Here is a 25403-nt window from a genome sequence, read left to right on the forward strand (position 1 = left end):
GCCGGCCTACTTCAGAATGGGAATGAAGCTCCCCCGCATTAAGTTCGGACGACCGCAGCAGTGGGCTGCGCTGCTGTTACTAGTCTTTCTGGCCGAGTGCCTCTGGGTCGTGGGCCGGCAGCAGCTCTCCCAACAGGACTACCGCTACGCGGAGTGCGGGCGCGAGATGTGGGAGCGGCCTTCGCCTTTGGCCGGTTACTTCACCACCTGCGGCAATCTCAACGGAGACGGTACCTTTGCGTATCGCGTCGCTGGGCTACCTCTTACCGTGCAGCGTCTGGCCATGCTCGGTGCGGACAAGCTTCGCAAACCGGAGAACCGCCTCTACGCGCAGAGCTCGCTGAACGGCTCAACGTGGGAGGCGCGGCACGAGCTCTTCAGCGTCAAATATCTCCTCCACCTGCCCTTCATCTTCTTCGCGATCTGGCTTGGCGGCGGTCTGTGGTGGGTCTGTCGGCGGCTCTTCGGAAATGAAGGCGGATTCTTTGCGCTGGGACTCTACTGCTTTTGTCCCGCCATCGTCCGGTCCGCCGTAACCCCAAATAACGAAGTGCTGGCGATGTGGGGACTCTACGGGCTCGTCTACACCGCCATGGGAGTCGCCCACGCGATGCAAGGGCCGCGAAGCAAGTGGCGGCCGCGAATCGCATTGCTCACCCTCGCACTGGGACTTACAGCGGCCGCGCATCTACTCGCTGCAATCATCGGCTTCGCGATGGCAGTCGTGTGGATGATGTATCTCGCGCAGCGTCGCCGCAGCTATGTCATGCAGATCCTCGTCTTCTCTGCGATCGGCGCCCTGGCGATTCTTTTCGCGTCTTACGCCTTCCGTCCAGCGCCATTCAGCTACGTCTTCACCGGCGGCGGCGCACGTTTCTGGTTTGCGCTCGATGGAGCAAAACGCTTCTTCCTGAGCACGGCGAATGCACCCATCATAGTAGCGACGCTTGTATCGCTCCTGCTCTACATTTCAACCCGCCGCTGCCGCTACTTTGGCAACACCGCGCCGCTCGTCATGGTTCTCCTGTTGTTTCCGCTAGTAACGACGCAGACTATATCGCAACCATGGCTGTGGGCACTCCCATTCCTCTTCACCTTTGTCGGCGGAGTCTTCGCAGATGTCCTGGAGATGCGTCAACGGAAGATGTTTCTAGCTCTGTCAGGGGCAATCCTTCTCATGCAATTCATTCTCTGTCTGTCGCTGTTACCGGAAATCGCACGTTAGACCTCTCCCCGTAGCGAGGGCCGCCTGTATCCCGATTCGCTACTGGTTAGCCGGCTGATTTGCGCGAAATTCTCTGCAGATACTGCATAATAGGTCCGCACCCTCATAAATTGTCGCGTCCTGAAGGATGGTCTTGTCCGTAATGATGAAAGTCTCTCTTCGCTCCGCCTGTACCGCATCGGCCCTTACTGTTTTGCTGCTGGTCGGCGGATGCCATCGCCACCGTAAGTCGAAGTCTCAACCCAACACGACGGCGTACGCGGATAAGCTGCACGAGCTCGTCGAGAAAAAAGCGCTGCCGCCCGAGAAGGTAGACACCACCAAAGTCCCCAATCTCCGCTGGCCAAACTTCTCCGACTACGAATCCATCATCAAGACCTTCTACGACGATCGCAACTACGAGGTCGCGTGGACCCGCGACGGCGCGCCGACCACCTCCGCAAAGGGTTTCATCCAGGCATTTCAGGACGCCGCAGCGAAGGGCCTCATCCCCGAGGACTATGATGCGCCGCGCTGGGCCGACCGCGTGCAGGCTCTAAATAGTAAATCCGAGGACGCCATCTCGCTCTTCGACGTGGCGATGACTGTCAACGTCATGCGTTACATCTCCGATCTGCGCATAGGCCGCGTCAACCCATCGCATTTCAACTTCGAGATTCCCGTCCAGGACAAGAAGTACGACCTCGCCGAGTTCGTCTCCGACAACGCTGTAGACGCTGCCGACGTGCCGAAGCTTATCGCTGGCGTCGAACCTGGCTCCGAAGAGTACCGCCAGACCGAAGCAGCCCTGGCACACTACATGGATCTCGCGAAGCGACAAGGCCAGACGCAGGCAGAGCCACTGCCCACAGTGCCAAAGGCGATCTCAACGGGTGGCGCCTATCCCGCGCTACCCGCCCTGCTCGCCAGGCTCCAGCTCGAAGGCGACGCCGAATCCAACGCCACCCTCGCGTCTCCCGCCACCTTCGACGCCACTCTCTCCGACGCAGTCAAGCACTATCAGCATCGCCACGGCTTCACCGAAGACGGCAAGCTCACGCCGCAGACCATCAAATCTCTCAACGTCCCCATGGACCTCCGCGTAGCCCAGTTGCAGGACTCCCTCGAGCGCTGGCGTTGGCTCCCCGAGCCCTACCTGCACGCCCGCCTGATGGTGAACCTGCCGGAGTTCGTTCTGCGCGGCTATGACCCCGACCACAAGCTCGACTTCACCATGCGCGTCGTCGTAGGCAAAGTAATGGGCCAGCACGAAACCCCTGTCTTCACACACATGATGAAGTACCTCGTCTTCCGCCCCTACTGGAGCGTTCCGGTCGACATCGCCCGCAAGGAGCTGGTACCGCACATCGAATCCAACCACGGCTATCTCACCAGCAAGAACTTCGAGGTCACCAACAACAAGGGCGTCATTCAAACCGACTACACCGCCCACCAGGTGGCGCAAGGAGCCGTGATGGTGCGCGAAAAGCCCGGCCCCAAGAACTCGCTCGGTCTGGTCAAGTTCATCTTCCCCAACCAGTACGACATCTACCTCCACTCCACGCCGGCCGTCTCGCTCTTCGAGCAGACTCGCCGCGACTTCAGCCACGGATGCATCCGCGTCCAGAAACCTGCCGACCTCGCCGCCTGGATCCTCCAGGGCCAGGGTGACTGGGATCTCGACAAGGTGAACGAAGCCATGAACAGCGGCCCGGACAACAAAACCGTCAGCCTCAAAACTCCTCTGCCCATCGTCATCTTCTATCTCACCGCCATCGTCGAAGACGGCGGCGAAGTCCACTTCTTCGACGACATCTACGGCTACGACTCAGAGATGCAGAAGGTCTTCTCCAAAGGGCCGCCCTATCCGATCAAGCCTGAACCCATCGTGCCCAAAACCAAGGAGGGCGACACGGTCTAGCGCCGTGTAAACTGCTGTCCTGAAAACAGGGAGAGAACGCATGCCAGCGGCAAACTTCAACGCCAGAGTAGACATGTACATCGCGAAGTCCAAACCCTTCGCGCAACCAATCCTCGAGCATCTCCGCGAGCTCATTCATAAAAGCTGTCCACGCGTCGAAGAGACCATCAAGTGGAGCATGCCGTTCTTCGAGTACGGCGGCGTCATCCTCGGCAACATGGCAGCATTCAAAGAGCATTGCAGCTTCGGTTTCTGGGGCAAAGAGATCGGCGCCGTGTTGACCGAGGCCGGCATCGTCCAGCGCGGCGGCATGGGCACGCTCGGCCGCATCACCAGCATCAAAGACCTCCCCTCCGATAAACAGATGCTCTCCCTCATCCGGCAGGCCACAGCCTTCATCGACCGCGGCGAGTACACCAGCCCCATGGCAGCCAGGGGCAAAGTCGTAAAAGCTCCAAAGCCCGCAGTCGAAACACCCGAGGAGCTCACCGCCGCCTTGAAGAAGAACAAGAAAGCCGCCTCAGTCTTCGCCGCCTTCAGCCCAAGCTGCAAACGCGAGTACACCGACTGGATCGCCGACGCCAAGCGTCCCGAGACACGCGAAAAGCGCGTCGCAACCGCAGTCGAATGGATCGCCGAAGGGAAGCAGCGCAACTGGAAGTATCAGAACTGCTAAGGACCTTCGCACAAAGATTCGCCTCATCGCTTACGATCACTGCCGCACCGAACGCTACTTCATCCATAAAAAATTTTCAGGGTGTATCCCTCCACGACGCTATAGACTTGCAGCGATGTCTTCTCTGCCCAGGCCAGCAATCACGAACGAGGATCGAGTGCACCCCGCTGTTCCGAGAAGCGCATCCCTCGACCCCGCTCTCTTCCGGCGAAGACTGATGAGCTGGTACCGGACCCACGCACGCGAGCTTCCATGGCGCCACGTCAGCGATCCTTATCGGACTTGGCTCTCCGAGGTCATGCTGCAGCAGACGCGTGTAGCCGCTGTCATCGATCACTATAAGAGCTTTCTCCGGCGTTTCCCTACTATCCTTGCTCTCGCGCTCGCGCCTGAGGCCGAAGTTCTCGCCATGTGGTCGGGCCTCGGCTACTACCGTCGTGCGCGCATGCTGCACAAGGCCGCGCAGTTTCTCACCGAGGAGCGCGGCGGCATCCTGCCCAGCACTGCCGCGGAGCTGCGCACCCTACCTGGCATCGGCGAGTACACCAGCGCCGCCATCGCCAGCATCGCCTTTGGAGAAAGTATCGCCGTCGTCGACGGAAACGTGGAGCGAGTGTTGTTGCGCCTCACCGGACGGCCAGAGCAAAGAGACGCCGCCGGTCGAGCCTTCGTCCAGAAACAGGCGTCTGCCCTTGTACCAAACCGGCGCATCGGCGAACAAACCAACGCCGCCGGCGATCACAACCAGGCCATGATGGAACTCGGCGCGACCATCTGTCTGCCCAAGGCTCCCCTCTGTCTCAATTGCCCTGTGTACGCAATGTGCAAAACTCGCGGCGAACACCTTACGCCGCCGCGTGTCGCGCAGCTCAGCCGCCCCGCCGCGTACCTGCTCAGCCTGCGAAAGCGCGGCACCCTCACCGAAGTTCTCCTGCAGCTTCGCGCCGAAGACGCCAGCCTGATGCCGAACATGTACGAGCTGCCACCGCTGCCGCAGGACGCAGTCCAGGGCCGAGAACCCATGCTGCGTATCCGGCACTCCATCACAACCACGAACTATTACGTGCAGGTCTACGCTGCCAGCGGACCGCAGGATCGTGGACTTCGCCGGGCTGTTCCGGCTGCAAAGAGTGATCTGCACTGGGTCCTGACCAGCAGGCTGAACTCAAAGCCCTTGACTGGGTTGACGCGCAAAGTCCTTCAGCGTCTCGACGTCATGAAAGTAAATCTACCGAAGCTGCCGGGAGTGAAAACCTTCTCGCCCCCACGCTGAGAAGCCTCACTCGCAAAAGCTTTGCCGGTATAGGGTCGTCCGAACTACTGCATCTGCGAAGACATCTTCTTGGCAGCAGGAGTCTGCGGCAGAATCGAGCCCGGAATGCCGCGCACCTTCCCGTTGGTCGTATTCGACGACCGCGTGCCACTCCCGAGCTGCAGCAACAACGGATGCTGCAACGTTACGATCACGGCTGTGGCGGCCGTCTTGCCGGTGCACATGTAGCTGTGGATCGTGTTCGCGTCGAAGTAGATCGCATCGCCCGCCCCTACATGGTGAACCGTCTCGCCATGCCGCACATCGAGTGTTCCCGAGAGCAAATAGAGAAACTCGCACCCGACGTGCTGGTGAGCGCGCGGCGAACGGCCCTCTTTCTCCGGCAGAAACTCCGCGAAGTAAGGATCGAGTTGACGGTCGGGAACCAGGTATCCCAGGCTCTCGAAGAAGTAGGCAGGGTCGTCAGCCCCGGTCTGCGGCAGGCGCACACGCTCATCGCGGCGATGCACCCGGAACAGGGTCTGGGGCTCCGGATCGAAGAAATAACTCAGGTCTTTCGAGAACACCATCGAAATCCGCGCCAGGTTCCGCAGCGTCGGCACCACGCGCCCCGTCTCCAGTTGCGACAGAAAGCTCGCCGACAGTCCGGTATGGCGACCCAGCTCCACCAGGCCCATCGACTTCTTCAGTCGCAGGTGTTTGATCCGTTCCCCAATGCGCTTTTCAGCGATGAACGACTCAGCCGCCTCCCCGTCGACCTGGAGGTGCCGGACGTTTACCGCCGAATTTGCTTCGCCGCCGGGGACGAAGCTATCGGTTTGAACTGAGATCTCAGCAGTGGCAAGAGTAGGGGAAGAGATTGTTTTGCTCATAAGATTTATTCGCTACACCAACAGACGTTGAAACCCGATCAAAAGATGTACGGATTAGCTCGCTTTTTGGATTGGATGCGAAATTTTTACCTGCACACATCCCCTCTTCGCAAAAAGATCTTCGGCCAGAAGATTTCGCGTTCGTCATCTCGATCTCGGCGGTCTTCCTGACCGCACCGTGCAGGTCCGGACCCCAGGTTCTCTAACTCTCTGGCCTATGATGGTCACAGACCATGAAGTTTTTGCTCATCCCTTGCCATTCGCAGATCCGGCGATGGTTATCCCTCAGCGCCGTCGCGCTATCGATTGTGTTTGCTGCGGGCTGCGCCAGTCCGGGACCGCCTCATGCCCCATCCCTCGATCTGCCCGAGGTCGTCAAGGACCTCACCGCTGAGAGGGTGGGCGACACGGTCACTCTCCACTGGACGACCCCGGAGAAGACGACCGATCACATCGCCATCAAAGGCACAATCACCGCGGAGATCTGCCGTTACTCCGTCTCGGCCTCCCCTGCAACTCCAGCCTGTGCCGTAGTTAAGCGCCTCCCGGTACAAAGCGGATCGAGCCATGCGGAGGAGCTTCTCCCTCCAGCCCTGACCGCGGATCCGGCCTCTCTCCTCGCCTACAGGGTTCAGCTCTTCAACGTCCACCAGCGCTCGGCAGGTTCTTCGTCCGAAGCCTTCGCCGCCGCCGGCGCTGCCCCTCCGCCGGTCGAGCAGCTCCGGGCGACGTCCATCCGCGAGGGCATTCAGCTCGAGTGGCAGCAGCAGAAGGACGCCGCTCCGGGGTACTCCCAGGTGCAGCTTGACCGCCATCTGGTCGCACCCGCCGCTACCGCTGCAACTTCTGCCCCGTCTAATTCAACCTCTTCCACCGCCCTGAAACCCACGCTCCGAAGCAAATCCAGAAAGACCTCTCCTCCCGCCGCGTTCGCCTCTGCAAAGCCGCAGGCGACGTCAACGACCAAGCCAGAGACTCCGGATGACGTGAAGCTGGAAACTCCCAAACGCGCCGCAGACGCAGGCGGCACGATCGACCAGACCACGCAGAAGGGCGAGAGCTACCGCTACACGGCCAGACGGGTTCGCGAGATCTCCCTCGCAGGCCACGCGCTCGAAGTTCGCAGCGAGCTCTCCGCTCCGGTCACGGTCGCCATGCTCGACACCTTCCCACCCGCGATCCCGACTGGGCTTGAGGCCGTCCCCGACGGAGCCACCCCATCAGACCGCTCCATCGATCTTTCATGGACCCCTGACACAGATCCCGATCTCGCCGGGTATAGTGTGTATCGACAGGAAGTTACCTCGACAGGCCAAGTTGCGGGACCAGCAACGCGCCTGAACCCATCCCCGATCGTCGGTCCTGCCTACCGCGATCAAACCGCAATCCCCGGCCATCGCTACGCCTATCGCGTTACCGCGGTCGATGCCACCGGAAACGAGAGCGCCCCAAGCGCCGACGTGCAGGAAACATTAAGGGAGCAATAAAAAACACATGCGTTACTGTAAGTACCTGTCGTCTGAAAACGGCACCTTTCTCCCTCGTTACGCCCTGGTAGAGAAGCGCAATGGCATCCTCTGGGCCACGCTTCCCATGCAAGCCCCGCAGGAAGACCTGACCGCCCGCATCCTCGGCGGAGTTCCCGTCCCAACCCTCGCCGTCGACTTCGAACCCACTCCCCTCGACGACCTGCATCTCCTGCCCCCGGTCACCCCCTCGAAGATTCTCTGCGTAGGCCGCAACTACCGCGACCACGCCGCGGAGCTCGGCAACGAAGTCCCCGCCGAACCCCTCCTCTTCCTCAAGCCGCCCTCCTCGCTGCTCGGCCCCAAAGGAACCATCCGCATCCCTGCGATCTCCAATCGCGTTGATTATGAAGGAGAACTAGGCATCGTCATCGGCCGTCGCTGCTACCGGATCGGCCCCGACGAAGACGTCCGCCCCTACATTCGCGGCTACGTCTGCGTCAACGACGTCACCGCCCGCGACATCCAGAAGTCCGACAGCCAATGGACCCGCGGCAAGGGCTTCGACACCTTCTGCCCCGTCGGCCCCATCGTCTCGGACGAGATCGACCCCGTCGGCTTCGGAGACAAGGATCCCTCGCCCGTCACCGTAACCACCCGCCTCAACGGCATCGTTAAGCAGCAGGGCAGCACCCGCGACCTCATCTTCCCCATCGCCGATCTCCTCCGTTACATCACAGCAACCATGACCCTCGAGCCCGGCGATCTCATTCCCACAGGAACTCCCGCAGGAGTAGGAGCCGTTCAGCCCGGTGACCGCATCCAAGTGGAAATAGACAGCCTGGGCGTGCTCGAAAATCAGTTTGCCGCCAGTTAGCATCCGCCGCGCTCTAACAGACAGCGCAATCCCTCAGAGCTTGATAAAATCTGTACCAACAGCCAAGGAGAAAGATTATGGCATCGTTACTCGAACAGCTTCGCGGATACACTACCGTCGTCTCCGATAGCGGAGACTTTAACGCCATCCAGCAGTTCCGCCCGCAGGATGCGACCACGAATCCATCTCTGATTGCCGCCGCCGCCGAGAAATCTGAATACCAGTCCGTCGTCGACGACGTGCTCAAAGCAGTGCGCAAAGAAGCAGGCCCCAACGCTTCGGACAAAGAAATCGCCGCAACCGCCTTCCGGCCTCTCGAAGTCGCCTTCGGCCTCAAGATCCTCGACATAGTCCCCGGTCGCGTCTCCACTGAGGTTGACGCCCGCCTCTCCTACGACACCCAGAAGTCCATCGACGAGGCCCACGCCATCATCGCTCTCTATGACAAGGCCGGTATCTCACGCGACCGCGTCCTCATCAAGCTTGCCTCCACCTGGGAGGGGATCCGTGCCGCTGAGATCCTCGAGAAGGAGGGCATCCACTGCAACATGACCCTGCTCTTCGGTATTCATCAGGCCGTCGCTGCGGCCGAAGCCAAGGCCACCCTTATCTCGCCCTTCGTCGGACGCATTCTCGACTGGTACAAGAAAGACACCGGCAAGGACTATGTTGGCGCCGACGACCCCGGCGTTGAGTCCGTCACCACCATCTACAACTACTACAAGAAATTTGGCTACAAGACTGTCGTCATGGGTGCGAGCTTCCGCAACATCGGCGAGATTACTGAACTCGCCGGCTGCGACCTTCTCACCATCGCACCGAAGCTGCTCACCGAGCTTGAAAGCACTCAGGCCCCGCTGCCCCGCAAGCTCGATCCCGCCAAAGCACAGAGCCTGGACATCAAGAAGATCCCGATGGACAAAGCCGCCTTCGACAAGATGCACGCCGAAGACCGCATGGCCACCGACAAGCTGAAGGAAGGCATCGACGGCTTCTCCAAGGCCATCGTCGATCTCGAAGTGATCCTCGAAAAACGTCTCAGCGAAATCGGCGAACCCGCCGCAGCAACTCGCTAATCCTCAACAAAATCCATTGCATATCTCTCGGCGGCCTATCAAAGGGCCGCCGAGTTGCCTTAGAACGGGATTTATTTTTGGCAACCCCCCACACTTTCGTTCTGCTCTAAACAGGCAGAGGTGAAAAATGCACGTTGCAAAAATTCTCGCCGCAACTACAGTTGCTGTTTTCAGCTTCGCAGTTGCAGCTCCTAAAACCCAGGCTCAGATCAGCGTCAACATTGGACCCGCTCCCAGCTGCCCATACGGCTACTATGAAGCTCCTCCCTATAACTGTGCTCCCTATGGCTACTACGGTCCCGAGTGGTTCACCAGTGGGGTCTTCATCGGTGCCGGTCCTTGGTTTCACGGCCCCGAACACTTCTATGGACACGTCGATAACCACTACCATCCCGAGCACGGATATCACGGCCCATACCCTGCCCGTGGCGAGGCCCCGCGACCCGAGTACCACGTCGATCACAATGAGAACTTCCACGGCAACGAGATGCGCGACGGCCACGGTCATGTAGGCGGCGAACACCACTAATTCGATTCGTCACAAAACGGTTACAAAAAGGGCAGAGACCGATCAAGCCAGGTCTCTGCCCTTCTTCGTTTCACCTCGTCACACACTCGAATAGAACCACGCCCTACCTCTGCGCACTCGCCACCGCAGCCATCTGCGAATCGGTCACCGCGGCCGTCAGCGGAGTAACGGCCTTAGCCGTCTGGACTCCCGGCCTTTGCTTGGATGCGTACATCCTCTGGTCTGCCACCCGCAGCAACCGGATCGAGTCGTGGGCATCCTCCGGATATACGGCCATGCCTACGCTCGCCGACAGCACCATCGGCTTGCCCTCCACCACTATCGGACGGTCCAGCGTTCTCTGCACCGTCTCCAACAGGTGATCCAGTGACTTTCCCGGTTCCACATCCGCCGCCACAATCACAAACTCATCTCCGCCCAGCCGCGCCAGCGTATCCGACGCTCGCACGCCCCTGCGCAGAGTCGCTGAGACCTCGCGCAACACCTGGTCGCCCGCCTGGTGTCCCATCGTGTCGTTGATTCTCTTGAAGCCGTTCAGATCCAGAACGATCAGCGCCAGCCGGTTGTGCGTGCGTTCAGCGCGGTCGAGCGCCATCATCAGCCGGTCCGCAAACAGACGCCGGTTCGGCAGCCCAGTCAACTCATCATGCAGCGCCAGCCACTCGTTGCTCGAAACCTGCTCCTCCAGCATCACCAGAATCATGCCGATCGAGATCAGCGACTTCTGCATATTCCATATGTGCGAAGCGATATCGGCATACTCGCGATACTGCACAATCCACGGATGCAGAAACAGGCACAGCGCCCAGATCGTGAAGCCGGTTACAATCGCCAGCCTGCCGGTGCTTCCCGTCGGCAGCCGCCGCTGGAAGTTCACCGCCGCGGTTGCGTATACGCAACACAGGCTCCAATACACTGCCGACCTGTAGTCGGAGATGTGGATCAGATAGCCCATCGCCATCCATCCGCACACATGCAGCACCGCCGCAACCCAGCTGCGGCGAAGATACAGCGAGGTCGAAACGCCAATCACCATACCCGCGGCCATGCACGGGAAAAAGACAATCCCCCGGTTAAGGTGCAACCCATAGACCGTGCACAACGCCAGCAGTGGCAGCGAATTCAGCGAGAGATAAAGCAGACGCGAAGCCTTGGAGACAGGGTAAACTCCCGACGCCCACACAAAGATCATGCCCGTCAGCAGGTAGCAGTCCATCACGATCACATGCAGAATCTTCTGCGGCGGTCCATTCGCTGCGTAAAACGTATGCGCAGCCGCTTCCACCAGCGTAAAGAAAAGGCCCAGCAGCCACAGATCGGCTCGCTCCTGAGGATGCCGTTTTCGCAGCAGCATCAGGATCACAATCAGGATCATCAACGCCAGAAGATCGGGAAGAAACGCAAAGTTCATCGCGGACCCGGGCATCGTCGCACTTGGATTTGGCCCCAACTGCAGGCCACGCGGGATGCGTTTGCTACCTCTTCGGTGACAGAACGAGTGCCGTCACCTTTAATCCTCAAACCCTGAACCAGAACAATAGTCCACAAAGCATCATCAGCGCGATGGCAAAAGTCATTTATTTCAGGACTGAGAGATTTGAAACAAACAACAGTCCAGAATAAGAACTGTGCAGAGCCTTCCTGCAATGGGCGAATTGCTGCCTCGGTCAACTCTTCTAAAGACAGCAGAAAAATTACAGAGCAAAATCTCTGACCCTCCCGCCGGGTCTTTAAAATTCACTGCAGCTGCTTCGCGGGGGCCCTGGTAACTCGTCGGTCTTACAGAGATAGAAACGCTGTTTGTTGCACAATTATGCGGTATCCCTGACAAAGTCAAACATAAAAATCAACTACGCCGACGCCTCGAAATTACTCCTGCAAGCCGCCGGATTCTGTCTCCAACTCAGCTAACTCAAGCCCTTCAATCGGATACGCCACTCCTCCGCGCCAGCCTGCTCCGCTAAAACACCAGGCTGGCGAAAGAGTGGCAACGCACTGGTAGTGACCCTTAAGTTCAAAACGTTACACAACAATTCGTTTAGAAACAGCACTCACCTCGTTGAGGACAATCGGAGATAGGGAAGGCCATCGATTTCAGTCGATTCAAATCGCCACCTATCCCCACGAAATAGACAGGGCTGGAGACCGTCTTCGGTCATCCAGCCCTTCTTGCTCTAACTCCTTTTCCTGTCTGACTTACCGGTGGCCACCGCCACCACCGCCGCCTCCGTGAAAGCCCCCTCCGCCCCCGCCTTGGAATCCGCCGCCATGGAATCCTCCACCAGCAACCGACGCCCCACGGTAGCCTCCGCTGACGCCGCGGAATCCATATCCGCCACGGTAGCCGTAGCCGCGCCCATAGAAGCCGCGGCCATACACAAAGCCGCCGCCATACAGGTAGTACGGAGAGTAGAAGCCATATCCAAAGGGGCTGAAGAACGGGCCGCCACCAGGCAGCCAGTCATACCCATACAGATAAGGATCCCAGGCCCAGCCAGGCGCGAACCCGCCGTAGCCGTACTCCGGTCCATACCCGGCATACTCCGCCGCAAGATTTACGTTCGCCTCGCCCAGATACTGCGACCGCAGCTGACTCCAGCGATACAGATCGTCTTCCGAGCGGTCCTTGTTGAAGCTCACAGGCTTCACCGCCTCCCCAACGAGCGTGATCTGCTTGCCGCCCTTCACATCCACAGGCTTTACATTGCTCTCGAGGTTATTGCCGGGATAAACCGCCGCCTTCCCGTCGAAGGTGCGTACCGTATTCGCATCCGCGTTGAACTCATACAGCCCGTTCTTCAGAATCTGCGTCTGACCGCCCTTCTGATCGATCAGGATCATGTTCTGCGGGTAGAGTTGATCCGCCTCCACCTCGGCACGCCCCTGCTCGATGCTCACCTCGGTATGGGTCAGGTCCGGCTTGATCATCTTCACTGTGCTGTTCTTATCCAGCCTCAGAAACACGCCTGGCGTCAGCAGCATCTCCGCCTTGCCGTCGGCAGTCGCAAGGTATTGACCCGGCCCCACCTCCGCCTGGCCCACAGAATGCGCCGTGACTTGGTGTCCATCGATGGAGGCTTGGCCTTCAACATAATTGAGAGTTCCCGGGCGGGCTGGGTTCGCGCCTTGCTGCTGTGCAAAGACAGGCGTAAACAGAGTCGCCAGGGAAAGGAGAAGAATTGATTTGAGCCCTGACATATTCAAAAACCTCTGTTGTTTTAGATGAAACAGAGGAGGAAAAGTCACAGTAGGCTCAAACTGTGCCTGACCATTGAACCCGATGTAGCTCAACAAGTTGCTACCGCTGACCGACGAATGACAACGCCGAGACAATACTCCACCAAAGGCCCCGAAAACGAGCCTTCCAACGCCAAAAACCGCGGAAATAGAGCTCGAAGTCAGTTGTAAAAGTTATGTCTTCTCAGAAGCCGTTGAACCAGGCGATCAATCATGAAAATTAAAGTGAAAGAGCTGGCGCATTTTTACGCCAGCTCTTTCCTGCACTTCCAGCCACACAAAACACCACAACTTCACCACGTTTTACCATCCAAAACACCACGTTTGGACACCGTAAAACGCAGAAACCCCTGCAAAAGCACCACCTCCACCACGCGAAAAAAAACTACAAAATATACCGCGAAAGATCCTGATCCTTCACGATCGAGGCCACTTGCTGCCGCACATACTCCGGATCGACAACGATCACCTTCTCGACGCCCGTAGCAGTCTGCCGCTCAATCACAGGCAGAGGCGGCGACGGCATCTGCGGCTCCGACGTAAGCGATGCAGACACAGGTACTTCGCCCACAACACCCTCCTCCGTAATCTCCGCCCGCGGACTCTTGAACAAATCCGGCGCCTGGAAACTAATCTCATCCAGCACCCGCTCCAGAATCGTATGCAGCCTCCGAGCCCCAATGTTTTCGGTGGTTTCGTTCACCCTGAAAGCAAACTGCGCCATCTCCGCAATCGCCTCCTTCGTAAACTCCAGCTTCAACCCCTCCGTCTCCAGGAGCGCCGTAGACTGCTTCACCAGCGACGACTTCGGTTCCGTCAGAATGCGAATAAAGTCATTCACCGTCAACGAGTTCAGCTCAACGCGAATCGGAAAACGTCCCTGCAACTCCGGAATCAGATCGCTGGGCTTCGACACATGAAACGCCCCAGCCGCAATGAACAAGATGTGATCTGTCGAAACCATCCCATACTTCGTGCTAACCGTAGTCCCTTCAACGATCGGCAGAATATCGCGCTGCACGCCCTCCCGCGAGACATCCGGCCCATGCCCACCCTCACGCCCGGCAATCTTGTCGATCTCATCCAGAAACACGATCCCCGAGTCCTCAACCCGCTCCACCGCAAGCCGAGTCACCTGATCCATATCGATTAGCCGGTTCTCCTCCTCCTGCACCAGGTAGTCGAAGGCCTCTGCCACCTTCATCTTGCGCTTCTTCGTGCGCTGTCCAAACAGCCCCGGCAGCATGTCCTTCAGGTTGATATCCATCTCCTCCGAGCCCTGATTGGAGATCACCTCAAAGCTGGGCTGGTTGCGGTCGCGTACATCCAGCTCCACCGTGCGCTCATCCAGCTTGCCCTCGCGAAACTGTTGCCGGAGCTTCTCTCTCGTCCTATGCTCCCGATCCCCCGGCTTCTCCTCAGAGTCATCAACAGGCGCAGCCACCGGAAGTTGAATGAGATTGCTCCCCGGCTCGTGCGTGGCCGCAGCAGCAGTCGCAGCAGATGCCGCGTTAGGCGTCGGAGGCAGCAGCAGATCGATCAGCCGATCCTCCGCCGCAAGCTCCGCTTTATCCTCCACCTCTTCCATCTTCTCTTCGCGAACCATGTCGATCGCGATCTCCACCAGGTCACGCACAATCGACTCGACATCCCGCCCCACATAGCCGACCTCAGTAAACTTCGAGGCTTCCACCTTCAAAAACGGAGAGTTCGTCAGCTTAGCCAAACGCCGAGCGATCTCCGTTTTTCCGACGCCTGTCGGCCCAATCATGATGATGTTCTTCGGCATGATCTCATCAGCCAGCTCCGGCGGAAGCTTCTGCCGGCGCATTCGATTACGCAATGCAATCGCCACGGCCCGCTTTGCCGCATGCTGCCCCACAACGTACTTATCAAGCTCGGTGACGATCTCGCGCGGCGTCATCTCATCGAGTGCGAGTGCCTGATCTTCAGCAGCTCCAGGTAGAAAAATTGCCATAGTGCGGTACTCCTTGTCGCATATCCCAGCGACGAACCTTCTCTAAAACTTCTACGAACAGTCGACGCTACTGGTTCTCCGGCGTCTCGGCTTTCAACTCTTCGACCGTCATCTGATCATTGGTATAGATGCAGATCTGCCCGGCGATCTTTAGACTCTTCACCGCGATCTCCCGGGCGCTTAAATCTGTGTTCTCCATCAGAGCCCTCGCGCTTGCCAGCGCAAAGCTGCCACCCGACCCGATTGTCGCGATCCCCTCATCCGGGTCGATTACGTCACCAGTACCGGAGATCAAAAAAGTCTGCTTCGGATCCGCCACAATCAACAGCGCTTCCAGCTGACGAAGCATCTTATCCGTGCGCCAGTCCTTCGCCAGCTCCACCGCCGCTCGTCCCAGGTTGCCGGCATACTGCTCCAGCTTTCCTTCAAAACGCGCAAACAGCGAGAACGCATCCGCAGTCGATCCCGCAAATCCCGCCAGCACTTTGTCCTGATAGAGGCGGCGGATCTTCTTCGCCGTCCCCTTCATAATCGTCGCGCCAAGCGACACCTGCCCATCGGCAGCCATCACCACCGAGTCGCCGCGACGCACACAGATCACTGTCGTAGAACGAATTCGCCGCCCTTCGCCCAGATCCAGCGGATGGGCAACAGCGGATGGCAGAGTGGAGACTTTTTTAACAACAACAGACCTGGTGCTGGAAGAGGAGAGAGGCTTCATGGGCAACCTTCAGTATATCTTCAAACCCTCAATCCTCTATAACGTCGATCTCCCTCCATTGCACGCCTGCCAAACTCAACCGAATGCGATCCTTAATCAAAGCCTGAATCAACGGCAGGCCGCGTTCTTCGCGTTAGGAAACGCCAGGAACGTGATGCTGGCAGGGGCAAGCTGAACCGCTCCCGCGGCCTGCGCCTGCCCTTCAAGCGAAGGAAGATCGCCGTCGGAACTCACCTTCAGCTCCGCCCCGTTCAACTCCACCTTGTTGTCCATAAGGTCCTTCGCCGTCAACGTGTAGCGCATCCCCTTCACAGGCACATCCAACGCCTGAGGTGCCGTACGATCCGCATTGATCGCCAGCAACGCCACGCCTCCTGGTTGTTTCCTCAGGCAATGCGCGTACAGATGCAGATTCGGAGAAGGGGAAGCGCCAGCGTCGAGCACCGTCGTTCCCATCATCTTCCTCCACAACAGAGCCGACCAGTAGTTCGGCCGGGGAATTAGCGTCGTCTCATCCACCAGCGCATAATCACTGGCTGCCAGCGTGTTGTGCATCACCACCTGCACACCCCGCTTTGCCAAACTTCCAAGTTGGTTCAGATACCGAAAGCTGTCAATAAAGTCCGACGCCCAAGGATTGCCTCCGCACGCTGTCTCTCCGGTCTCGGTCAACCACATCGGCTTCCCCGGCGCGAACCGATCGCGCAGCTGCGCATAGAAATCCTCATCCCGATTCGTTCGCGACAGCCAATCATCCGTCAGCGCAGCCTCCGGTGTTGTCTGCGCCGCCGGACCCATCATCTTGCATCGCTGCGACACGCCCCCGTAGAAGTGATACGAGAACGCATCCACCCCGGGCCCGGACGCAGCCATCATGTCCTCGGTCTTAATCAGGGAATCCGGGGGCAGGCCCACTGCGAGCCCTATCTCCCCCACCGATCCCGGACCGAGAATCGTCATCTCCGGCGCAGCTTCTTTCACAAAGCCACGAAACACTTTGAAGTCTCTTCCATACGCCGCCGCGTTATATCCCTTCGGCGCGCCGCCCATCCCTGCAAAGGTGGGTTCATTGAACATCTCTGCTGCCGCGATGCTGCCTCCAACCGACTTCGTATACGAAAGCACCTTCTTCGCCTCTACCGGAGTCCACACTCCCTCCGCATCTCGCACGCCAGGACTTATCGCGAACGACGTAACGATCTTCGCATCCACGGCCTTTGAAAAATCGACGACACCCTTCCACTCCGGTCGCGTCAGCACGCTGTTGAAACCCGTTGGCGGAGTCACCGGCGCAGCATCATCCGAATCATGGAAGTAAGTCGTGTTCTCCCAGGTCCCGCTCACCCTTACATAAGACGGCGCCAACCCCGCGGCAAGCTTGCGCAGCCGCGGGTTCGCAAGGTTGATCGGCTCCCTGTACCGAAATGCCGACGGATCCATCCCTGCAGGCGCCGAGTTCTTCGCGCTTGCCGGCACCTCTTGGTCAGCGGTGCCTTGCTTTTTATACGGTGCCCAGAAGCGACCGCCTGTTACCTCAACCATCTCGATGTTGAACGATTGAAAGCGCTCGTCGACCGTGCCGGTCTTCGGCATCTTCGCAGGCGAAATCGCAACCGGTGTCTGAGCGAAGGCATTCAGCGGCAAGCCGAGCGCGATCAACAGAACTCCCTGCAGGGAGGTAAACCATGTATTTTTAGCCATTTTTGATCATCCGCATTATTTAGTTCGAAGTTCGCCGTAATACTACTCCACCCTGCCCACAAAGGGGAACCTGCAATTCCATTTTTTTTCTGGGGGTCGAATCCGCATCGCAATCCCCCAAAAGAACGTTACTGAGACAGCACCTTCCCCTCACGACCGCCTCGGCATGGTCTATGCTTTTGGGCAGAGACTGTGTTTTCGCTGATTCCAACTCACCTGCCGCTTGCCCTCCGTTCGCCGCGAGTCCTCATCGCCATTGGAGCAACGACTGCGGCAGCAATAGGCGTCGCCAGTTACGCCCTTACCCGTCGCAGGCCCTCTGCCGAAGAGATAGAGCGAGAGCGTCGAGAGCTGCTGGCGCGAGTTGGACGCATCACCGATGGAACCATCATGGACACCATGGTTGCGGAGGTTCGTCAGCCCGCTTTGGACCTTGCAGACGATCCTGAGCCGGTCCGTCCGGGTCCTCTGACACCAGACATGATCGTCTATGTCTACCGCATCGCCGGCGTAACCTACGAGTGCGCGCAGGACGTCACCATGCTCGCCGACCTGGTCCATGGCATTCGCACCGACCTTCCCATTCAGGTACGCTACGCCCCGCAAAACCCTGCGAACAGCATCGTCGTAGCGGAAACATGGAGCGGCCTGCGGCTAGGCACCTACCCCAATCAAACCGAAGTTGAGCGCCGCGATGCGATCTAGTCGGCCAGTCCCGCCAGATTGCCGCTGCAAAGCGCCTTCATCCTCTTTGTAATAAGTCCTCGGGTTTCGAAGCGGATAAGGAATAAACGCTGAGAAGTCGCACCGGTGTGGTTCGTTTGATTGAACCCGGACCGCGCGCAGACTACACTTGTTGTTATGCACATGGTTGCCAGCCCGAACAGCAAGATGCAGCGCGTTCTGCAGCTTTCCATGGTGCTCACGCTGGCATACGTCGGGGCGACTTTCTACTTCGGGCTGCGCGCACACTCCCTGGCCCTTATCTCTGAGGCCGGACACAACGTCAGTGACCTGCTTGCCATCGTGTTGTCCTTCGTAGCCGTTTATTTTCAAGCACGTCCCGCAACCGACCAGAAGACCTTCGGGTACCAGCGAGCGGGCGTTTTGGCCGCCTTCGTCAACGCCGCAACCCTCATCGTGCTCTCTATCTGGATCGCCTTCGCTGCCATCCATCGTTTCAGCGTGCCGGTCGAGGTGCAGCCCAAACTGATGATGTATGTGGCTGCGGCGGGCGTGCTAATGAACGGCACTATCGCAACCCTGCTTTGGAAGTTTTCAGGCGACGTCAACATTCGTAGCGTCTTCCTGCACATGCTTGGCGACACGCTTTCCACCGCCGCAGTGATCGCCGGAGGCGCAGCCATCTTCTTCACCCACATGTCGTGGATCGATCCGGTGCTCTCTATCCTGATTGCCGGAATGATCCTCTGGAGTTCGATCGGCATCATTCGCGAGACCCTGAACATCCTGCTCGAAGGCACGCCGCGTAATCTCAAGCTCGGCGAGATTCGTCAGGCCATGGCCTCGGTTGACGGCGTCCTCAACGTTCACGACCTCCATGTCTGGAGCCTCGGCTCACAGTCGCACGCACTCGCTAGTCACGTCACCATCGCCGAGATGCCTATGTCCGAGTGCAGCAGCATCCTCGCAGACATCAAGTGCGCCCTGCGCGACCGTTTTCACATCACTCACACGACCATCCAGTTCGAGATCACCGGCTGCGAAACCACGCATGGTTGCGCTGCGCCTCCCGAACTCGAGGCAATCGGTGCCCACAGTCACGGGCATGACCATCACGGCCACGCTCACTGATTAGTCCTCCCGGACGGGGCCGCTGCGCGCGGCGCGGTCACTTCGTGACTTCTATACCTTGTAATGGCGGTCCTCCAGTTGGTCGGAAGGAAGTTAGATCCGACCAACGGGAGGACCAATGCAGTCTGTCCACCCCAAACCGGTACACCCGCCACGAAGTGGCCGCCCCGTGCGTAGCGGGCCCGTCCGGCAGGACAGCCCCTCTTCTAAAGCAGCGTAGCGTCGAGCGTAATCGTCGCCGCCTTCAGCACCTTCGACACCGGGCATCCAACCTCGGCATTGTGCGCAAGCTCATCGAATTTAGCCTTATCAATCCCAGGAATCTTCGCCTTCGTGGTCAGGTGAATCTTGGTGATCGTTGGCGCGCCATGAACATCGAGCGTTAGCACCGCAGTCGTCTCAATGGTATCGGGAGTAAAGCCCGCCTCCGTAAGCTGTCCGCTAAGCGCCATCGTGAAGCAGCCAGCGTGCGCCGCCGCAATCAGCTCTTCGGGATTAGTCCCCACACCGTCGGCAAACCGCGTCTTGAAGCTGTACTGCGTGTCCTTCAACGTGCCGCTCTGCGTGGAAATGGTGCCGGTGCCGTCCATAATCTTGCCGTGCCAAACTGCGCTGCCAGTGCGATCCATCTTGTTTCTCCTTTTGTTCTTAATTGGTACCTTTCAACAGTACCTTCTTCGATGCGCGGCTTGAACCAAAGGACCTTGAAAAAATCCCGCATGCGATAGCATTTCGAGATGTCCTCAACCCCAGCGCCCGCCCCCGCCGATCACGCAGCAAAAACCTGCCAGATCTCCTCGCTCGCGCCCGAACACCACTCCCGTTTCTGCCCCACCTGCTCTTCTCGGCTCGAAGACAGCCGCTGCAAGCTCGTCTGCCGAACCTGCGGCTACTTCCTCAGCTGCGCCGACTTCTACTAGTCCGCAGATTCTTCCCGCGCCGTCCACCCCACGCGACCCTATCTCGTTCCCTGGCTAGCCTTCCGCGCCGCTTCGAACTCATCCTTCGGCTTCCACTGAATGATCGTCGGCGCGCTCAAAGCCTCCCAGCCCAGCTCCATGCCAAAGCGATCGAGTTTCGCGTTCCCGCTGAAGTCCCAGTCCTCATGAAAGTTGTCGCTGAAGTTGTGATAGTCATGTGCGGTGAAATCTTCATGCTGCTTATGTCCCCAGGCCGCATCATGCCCTTCATAAAGATTCCCCGTCTCAATCGAGAACGCCGGAATTCCCACCCGCGACAGACTGAAGTGATCCGACCGATAGTAGCTCCCCGCCGAAGGCTTCGGGTCCGGCACAATCGCCAGGTTGAACCTCTTCGCCGTAGCCTCCACCGTCGGATAAAACGTCGTCCGTTGCGCCCCATTCACATTCGTCTCCAGCGGCACGCCGATCGGCAGAATCATGTCGTAATTAATATCCAGCGCAATCTGCCCCGCAGGAATCGGCGGATGCTGCCCCAGATACTCCGATCCCAGCAACCCCTGCTCCTCCGCCGTCACCGAAGCGAAGATCAGCGAGTGCGGCAACTTCACGCCCGACTGCGCCCACGCCCGCGCCATCTCCAGCAGCATCCCGCAACCTGTGCCGTTATCCGCCGCGCCGTTGTAGATATTGTCCCCTGCCATCCCAGGCACAAACCCAAGATGATCGTAGTGAGCCGTATACATCACCGCCTGATCTTTGCCGCCAGCATTCGCCCCAGGCAAAATCCCCACCACATTCGGCGACTGAAACGGCCGCACCGTGCTCTCCACATGCGCCTTCAGCTTCACCGGAAGCTCCACCGCCTTGAAGCCCCGCTTCCCCGCCGCAACGATCTCCGCATCCGCATCCAGCCCACTCGCCGCAAAGATCTTCTTCGCTACATCCAGCTGTATCCAGCTAGCCGCCTCCAGCTGCGGATTCTTATCGTCTCTCAAATAAGTCTTCTCACTCGTATTCGAGTTCTTCACCACATCCCAGCCATAGCTCGCCAGGTCGGTGCGATGAATAATCAGCGCGCCCACCGCGCCCCTTCGCGCTGCCTCTTCAAACTTGTACGTCCAGCGCCCGTAGTAAGTCAGTGCATCGCCGCCAAAGAAGTTCGGATCCGTCGAAGGCGGATCCCCCACAATGCACAGAATCACCTTCCCTTTCACATCCACGCCCGCATAGTCATCCCACTGAAACTCCGGAGCAATCGCGCCATAACCAACAAACACAATCGGCGCATCGATATCCACGCTCGGCGTCAGCATCCGATTGCTCACCGTATAGTCGTCCGCATACTTCAGGTCGATCGAGTAAAGATCAATCGAATTGCCCGCAGGCTTCGCAGGAATCAGCGACATCGTCGTCTTCTCAGGAATCGCCTTCATTCCAACGAAGTTGATCTGCTGCAGATACGTTCCGCTGTCCCCGCCCGGCTTCAGCCCGTACAGCGCAAACTGCGTCGCAATATACTTCGCTGCAATCTCGCTCCCCCGCAGCCCCGGCCCCCTGCCCTCCAGCAGATCGTCCGACAGAAAACGCACCTGCGCGCGAATCTTTTCGCCGTCAATGGATGCCTCCGCTGCCTTCACGGCAGGCGGAATCGACTGCGCAATCAGCGCTGTGGAGAGAGAAATAACGAAGGCTGCAACACGGACGGCCGAGCGAATCTGGATCACGTTCCTACTCCTGGCGTAAGTCTTCTAAGACTTCCTGTAAGACTTTACGGATGCGTCCAGTCTAATCGCAACTTAGCGCAGCCTTCGCCTCCATCGCAGAGTTCCGCTCCCGACCGAACGGAGCACGCTGACTTTGATATGTTTATTCGCATGGTGATGAAGCGTTTTAGCGTGGCTCTGGCACTTCTGCTCACAGTCTCCGCAACAGCACAGGACAAAGCGCTAGCTCCTACACCACCCATGGGATGGAACAGCTGGGACGCCTACGGCCCCACTGTGAACGAGGCCCAGTTTCGCGCCAACATGGTCGTTCTTGCAGCGCAACTCAAGGAGTTCGGCTGGGAGTACGTCGTCATCGATGAAGGCTGGTATCTGCAGAACCCCGAAAACATGTCCATGCCGCAGGCTCTGCACTACACCGTCAACCTCCGCGGCCAGTACGAGCCCGCTCCCAACCGCTTCCCCTCTTCCGCCACCGGCAGCGGCTTCAAACCACTCAGCGATGCCGTCCATGACGACGGCCTCAGGTTCGGAATCCACATGCTCCGGGGCATCCCTAAAAAGACTGTCTTTGCCAACCCCTACATCGGCGCCACGAAATATCGCGCCAGCATGGCGGCTGACACCACCGACACCTGCTCCTGGAACCCGGACAACTTCGGCGTCAAAGCCAACCTCGCCGGACAAGCCTGGTACGACGCCTTGATGAAGCAATACGCCTCCTGGGGCGTCGACTTCCTAAAGGTGGACTGCATCGCGCACCCCTACAAGAGCGCCGAGATTCGCATGATTCGCAAAGCCATCGAGCGATCTGGCCGCCCCATCGTGCTCAGCCTCTCGCCCGGGCCCACGCCAATCGAGCACGCCGGCGAAGTGGCAAAGAACGCGCAGATGTGGCGCATCTCGAGCGACGTCTGGGATCACTGGGATAAGGACCCCGACGCCACGTGGTCGCAGGGCGTAAAGGATCAGTTTTCTATCCTCGCGAAGTGGGCCGATCAGGCAAAGCCAGGAAGCTGGCCCGATGCGGATATGCTCCCCCTCGGCCAGCTCCGTCCCAACCCCGGCGAAGGCAAACCACGCAACTCAAGACTCACTGAAGATGAGCAGCGTACCATGATCACCCTCTGGGCCATCGCGCGAGCACCGCTCTTCCTTGGAGGCAATCTCACCGAGATGGACGATGCTCTCAAGTCACTTCTCACCAATCAGGCCGTCATCGAGATGGACCACGACTCCATCGCCAGCGAAATGAATACAGAGGACGGTCCCCTCGTCACCTGGACCTCGCGCTCCATTCGCGGAGACAAGCAGTACCTCGCCATCTTCAACGTCAGCGACACGCCCGTCCACGTCGACAAGACCTTCGCAGAGTACGGTTACATCGACAAAGCGCAGTACAAGGTCCGCGACCTCTGGCAGAGACAAGAGCTAGGCCTCCTCAACTCCTTCCAGGTCGATCTCCCTCCACATGGCTCAGCCGTCTACTCCCTCCACGACTAACCTCATCATCTCGACCACCCCAAACACTCGTCATCTCGACCGAAGCGACGGACAGCTTTACCGTCCGTCGCGCAGTGGAGAGACCCCCGCATTTGCAGTTGTCCTCATCCCCGCGTCGCACCCAAAGCCCCGGACGCAACAGCTACATCCCAGACCATCTTCGCCGCACCATCGCCCTCAAGCGGAACCTTTCAAAAGCAAGTCCAAGGTCGATCTCACTCACACGATTCTCTTCACGATCTAACAGATCGCCAATCCCACCAGCGTAATCACGATCAGCGCAAGCGGCAGGTAATACGGCGAGCCCACTCGAAACATCCCAAACGCATTCACTCCCTCCGACGGCAGAACCACCACGAGTATCACCAACTTCAAGAGCGCTCTATCCGCAGCTCCATTCTGCTGGCAAGCACCACCACACTCACGCCGATCCCAACCAGCGTTCCACCCAGTGCACGCAGCAGCTCCCGAACCAATTTGGAGCTATGAGGATCACCTCCGCACACAACCGCCAGATTCGCAGGCAAGCGGGAACAAAGACGTCATACAAGCCACCAAGAGCAATCAGGCTCCCGGCTCCCTCCAGAACGGCTTGTCCGATCGTTGGCATAGCTGGCGAAACCATTCAGCCCGAACATCCGAAAAGATATCGGGCGCTCACAGTTGCTTCCGGCCGCCCTTCGCCTTAGTATCGCCCTCAGGGCATGGCGAAGATAGACCTCAATCAAGCAAGATCCACCGAAGCGGAACGTCTGGTCTCTGCCGGCAAAGCCGACGACGATGACGCCTTCGAGCTCAAGCTGCGCCCAACCCGCCTCGCCGAGTTCATCGGTCAGGAAAAGGCCAAAGAACAGCTCGCCATCGCACTCGAAGCGGCAAAGTCACGCGGCGAAGCCCTCGACCACGTCCTCCTCTTCGGCCCTCCCGGCCTCGGCAAGACCACGCTGGCGACCATCATCGCGAACGAGCTGGGCGTCGGCTACCAGCAGACCTCCGGGCCCGCGCTGCAGATTCAAGGCGACCTCACCGCCATCCTCACCAACCTGCGCGAGAAGCAGGTCCTCTTCCTCGACGAGATCCACCGCCTCCAGCCCGTCCTCGAAGAAAAGCTCTACACCGCCCTCGAAGACTACAAACTCGACATCATCATTGGCCAGGGCCCGGCCGCTCGCACCCACGTGATGGAAATCCGGCCCTTCACCTTCGTCGCCGCCACCACGCGCCCCGGCCTGCTCTCCTCGCCGCTGCGCAGCCGCTTTGGCATCCTTCTCCGCCTCGAGTTCTACACCGACGATCAGCTCCGCTTCGTAGTCGAGCGCTCCGCCGAGGTCCTCGGCGTTCCCATCGACCAGGACGGCGCTGCCGAGATCGCCATGCGCTCCCGCGGAACCCCACGTATCGCCAACCGTCTCCTCCGCCGCGTCCGCGACTACGCCCAGGTACGAGCTAAGGGCATCATCGACCGGCCCACAGCGCAGGCCGCCTTGTCCCTGCTCGAGGTAGACGCCCACGGCTTCGACGAGTTGGACCGTCGCCTTCTCCGCACCATCATCGAGAAGTACGACGGAGGCCCAGTAGGCCTCAACACACTAGCCGCAGCGTTAGCCGAGGAGCAGGACGCCCTTGAAGAGGTCTACGAGCCCTTCCTCATCCAGATAGGCTTCCTGGACCGCACCCCCCGCGGCCGGGTAGCCACACGCCTGGCCTACGAGCACCTCGGCATAGAGATGCCCCGCAAACTAAGCCTCTTCTAGACCCGACCAACGGGAGGACACAGGCGCTCCACTCACCAAGACCGGTATACAAGTCACGAAGTGACCGCCATCCGCGCAGGAGGCCCGTCCGGGCAGGACACATCTTCTGGAGCCGTCTGTTGCCCAAAAATAAAGTTGAAAAACGTGGCGTAT

The 25403-nt window shown here is 59.0% G+C and carries 22 protein-coding genes; 13 read left to right on the forward strand and 9 right to left on the reverse strand.

Annotated features, from left to right (window positions below; all coding sequences use genetic code 11):
* Nucleotides 1-22 precede the first annotated feature (22 nt).
* The 4 genes from RBB81_RS05595 (at nucleotide 23) to RBB81_RS05610 (ending at nucleotide 5074) form a co-directional block, all read left to right on the forward strand.
* The gene (locus RBB81_RS05595; protein ID WP_179580936.1) at nucleotides 23-1225 is read left to right on the forward strand and encodes a hypothetical protein; all 1203 of its coding nucleotides are present in this window, start codon (nucleotides 23-25) and stop codon (nucleotides 1223-1225) included.
* A gap of 142 nt (nucleotides 1226-1367) precedes the next feature.
* Entirely contained in the window at nucleotides 1368-3125 is a 1758-nt protein-coding gene (locus tag RBB81_RS05600) for a L,D-transpeptidase family protein (RefSeq protein ID WP_353073010.1), read from the forward strand.
* 40 nt (nucleotides 3126-3165) lie between these two features.
* Nucleotides 3166-3801, forward strand: coding sequence for a YdeI/OmpD-associated family protein (locus tag RBB81_RS05605; RefSeq protein WP_179580940.1), 636 nt, complete (start codon nucleotides 3166-3168; stop codon nucleotides 3799-3801).
* Between the two features lie 217 nt (nucleotides 3802-4018).
* Complete coding sequence (locus RBB81_RS05610) at nucleotides 4019-5074, forward strand: A/G-specific adenine glycosylase (RefSeq protein WP_353073011.1); 1056 nt, start codon at nucleotides 4019-4021, stop codon at nucleotides 5072-5074.
* A gap of 44 nt (nucleotides 5075-5118) precedes the next feature.
* Here the strand turns inward: RBB81_RS05610 and RBB81_RS05615 are convergent, their stop codons facing one another.
* Nucleotides 5119-5946, reverse strand: a complete 828-nt coding sequence (locus tag RBB81_RS05615) for a helix-turn-helix domain-containing protein (protein WP_179580944.1) — start codon at nucleotides 5944-5946, stop codon at nucleotides 5119-5121.
* Between the two features lie 233 nt (nucleotides 5947-6179).
* On the opposite strand from RBB81_RS05615, the gene RBB81_RS05620 reads away from it, so the two are divergent.
* The 4 genes from RBB81_RS05620 (at nucleotide 6180) to RBB81_RS05635 (ending at nucleotide 9894) form a co-directional block, all read left to right on the forward strand.
* Complete coding sequence (locus RBB81_RS05620) at nucleotides 6180-7433, forward strand: fibronectin type III domain-containing protein (protein WP_353073012.1); 1254 nt, start codon at nucleotides 6180-6182, stop codon at nucleotides 7431-7433.
* 7 nt (nucleotides 7434-7440) lie between these two features.
* Complete coding sequence (locus RBB81_RS05625; protein ID WP_353073013.1) at nucleotides 7441-8289, forward strand: fumarylacetoacetate hydrolase family protein; 849 nt, start codon at nucleotides 7441-7443, stop codon at nucleotides 8287-8289.
* 77 nt (nucleotides 8290-8366) lie between these two features.
* A complete protein-coding gene (locus RBB81_RS05630; RefSeq protein WP_179580948.1) occupies nucleotides 8367-9365 on the forward strand; it encodes a transaldolase in 999 nt (332 codons plus the stop codon).
* A gap of 127 nt (nucleotides 9366-9492) precedes the next feature.
* Nucleotides 9493-9894 carry a hypothetical protein gene (locus tag RBB81_RS05635; protein WP_179580949.1) on the forward strand — a complete coding sequence of 134 codons (402 nt, stop codon included), beginning with the start codon at nucleotides 9493-9495 and terminating at the stop codon, nucleotides 9892-9894.
* Between the two features lie 103 nt (nucleotides 9895-9997).
* Here RBB81_RS05635 and RBB81_RS05640 read toward each other — a convergent pair whose 3' ends face one another.
* From RBB81_RS05640 to RBB81_RS05660, 5 genes are all read right to left on the reverse strand, one after another.
* Complete coding sequence (locus RBB81_RS05640; RefSeq protein WP_353073014.1) at nucleotides 9998-11320, reverse strand: GGDEF domain-containing protein; 1323 nt, start codon at nucleotides 11318-11320, stop codon at nucleotides 9998-10000.
* Nucleotides 11321-12090: 770 nt separating this feature from the next.
* Complete coding sequence (locus RBB81_RS05645) at nucleotides 12091-13092, reverse strand: hypothetical protein (protein WP_353073015.1); 1002 nt, start codon at nucleotides 13090-13092, stop codon at nucleotides 12091-12093.
* Nucleotides 13093-13516: 424 nt separating this feature from the next.
* Nucleotides 13517-15109 carry an ATP-dependent protease ATPase subunit HslU gene (hslU, locus tag RBB81_RS05650; RefSeq protein WP_353073016.1) on the reverse strand — a complete coding sequence of 531 codons (1593 nt, stop codon included), beginning with the start codon at nucleotides 15107-15109 and terminating at the stop codon, nucleotides 13517-13519.
* A gap of 67 nt (nucleotides 15110-15176) precedes the next feature.
* Nucleotides 15177-15677: an ATP-dependent protease subunit HslV gene (gene hslV, locus RBB81_RS05655; protein WP_423248065.1), complete on the reverse strand. Its 501-nt coding sequence runs from the start codon at nucleotides 15675-15677 to the stop codon at nucleotides 15177-15179.
* Nucleotides 15678-15938: 261 nt separating this feature from the next.
* Nucleotides 15939-17531, reverse strand: a complete 1593-nt coding sequence (locus RBB81_RS05660) for a hypothetical protein (RefSeq protein ID WP_353073017.1) — start codon at nucleotides 17529-17531, stop codon at nucleotides 15939-15941.
* 192 nt (nucleotides 17532-17723) lie between these two features.
* Between RBB81_RS05660 and RBB81_RS05665 the strand changes: the two genes are divergently transcribed.
* Both RBB81_RS05665 and RBB81_RS05670 read left to right on the forward strand, forming a co-directional pair.
* Complete coding sequence (locus RBB81_RS05665; RefSeq protein ID WP_179580960.1) at nucleotides 17724-18236, forward strand: hypothetical protein; 513 nt, start codon at nucleotides 17724-17726, stop codon at nucleotides 18234-18236.
* A gap of 156 nt (nucleotides 18237-18392) precedes the next feature.
* Nucleotides 18393-19346: a cation diffusion facilitator family transporter gene (locus RBB81_RS05670; protein ID WP_353073018.1), complete on the forward strand. Its 954-nt coding sequence runs from the start codon at nucleotides 18393-18395 to the stop codon at nucleotides 19344-19346.
* 206 nt (nucleotides 19347-19552) lie between these two features.
* Here RBB81_RS05670 and RBB81_RS05675 read toward each other — a convergent pair whose 3' ends face one another.
* Complete coding sequence (locus RBB81_RS05675; protein ID WP_179580966.1) at nucleotides 19553-19975, reverse strand: OsmC family protein; 423 nt, start codon at nucleotides 19973-19975, stop codon at nucleotides 19553-19555.
* A 108-nt stretch (nucleotides 19976-20083) separates the two neighbouring features.
* On the opposite strand from RBB81_RS05675, the gene RBB81_RS05680 reads away from it, so the two are divergent.
* On the forward strand, nucleotides 20084-20266 hold the full coding sequence (locus tag RBB81_RS05680; protein ID WP_179580969.1) for a hypothetical protein: 183 nt from the start codon (nucleotides 20084-20086) through the stop codon (nucleotides 20264-20266).
* Between the two features lie 38 nt (nucleotides 20267-20304).
* Here RBB81_RS05680 and RBB81_RS05685 read toward each other — a convergent pair whose 3' ends face one another.
* Nucleotides 20305-21993, reverse strand: a complete 1689-nt coding sequence (locus RBB81_RS05685) for a M28 family peptidase (protein WP_353073019.1) — start codon at nucleotides 21991-21993, stop codon at nucleotides 20305-20307.
* A gap of 138 nt (nucleotides 21994-22131) precedes the next feature.
* On the opposite strand from RBB81_RS05685, the gene RBB81_RS05690 reads away from it, so the two are divergent.
* The gene (locus RBB81_RS05690) at nucleotides 22132-23496 is read left to right on the forward strand and encodes a glycoside hydrolase family 27 protein (RefSeq protein ID WP_353073020.1); all 1365 of its coding nucleotides are present in this window, start codon (nucleotides 22132-22134) and stop codon (nucleotides 23494-23496) included.
* 240 nt (nucleotides 23497-23736) lie between these two features.
* Here the strand turns inward: RBB81_RS05690 and RBB81_RS05695 are convergent, their stop codons facing one another.
* Nucleotides 23737-23871, reverse strand: a complete 135-nt coding sequence (locus RBB81_RS05695; protein WP_353073021.1) for a hypothetical protein — start codon at nucleotides 23869-23871, stop codon at nucleotides 23737-23739.
* Between the two features lie 329 nt (nucleotides 23872-24200).
* On the opposite strand from RBB81_RS05695, the gene ruvB reads away from it, so the two are divergent.
* The gene (gene ruvB / locus RBB81_RS05700) at nucleotides 24201-25250 is read left to right on the forward strand and encodes a Holliday junction branch migration DNA helicase RuvB (protein WP_179580982.1); all 1050 of its coding nucleotides are present in this window, start codon (nucleotides 24201-24203) and stop codon (nucleotides 25248-25250) included.
* The last annotated feature ends 153 nt before the right edge of the window (nucleotides 25251-25403 follow it).

Source organism: Tunturibacter gelidoferens (assembly GCF_040358255.1).
GTDB classification, from domain to species: domain Bacteria; phylum Acidobacteriota; class Terriglobia; order Terriglobales; family Acidobacteriaceae; genus Edaphobacter; species Edaphobacter gelidiferens.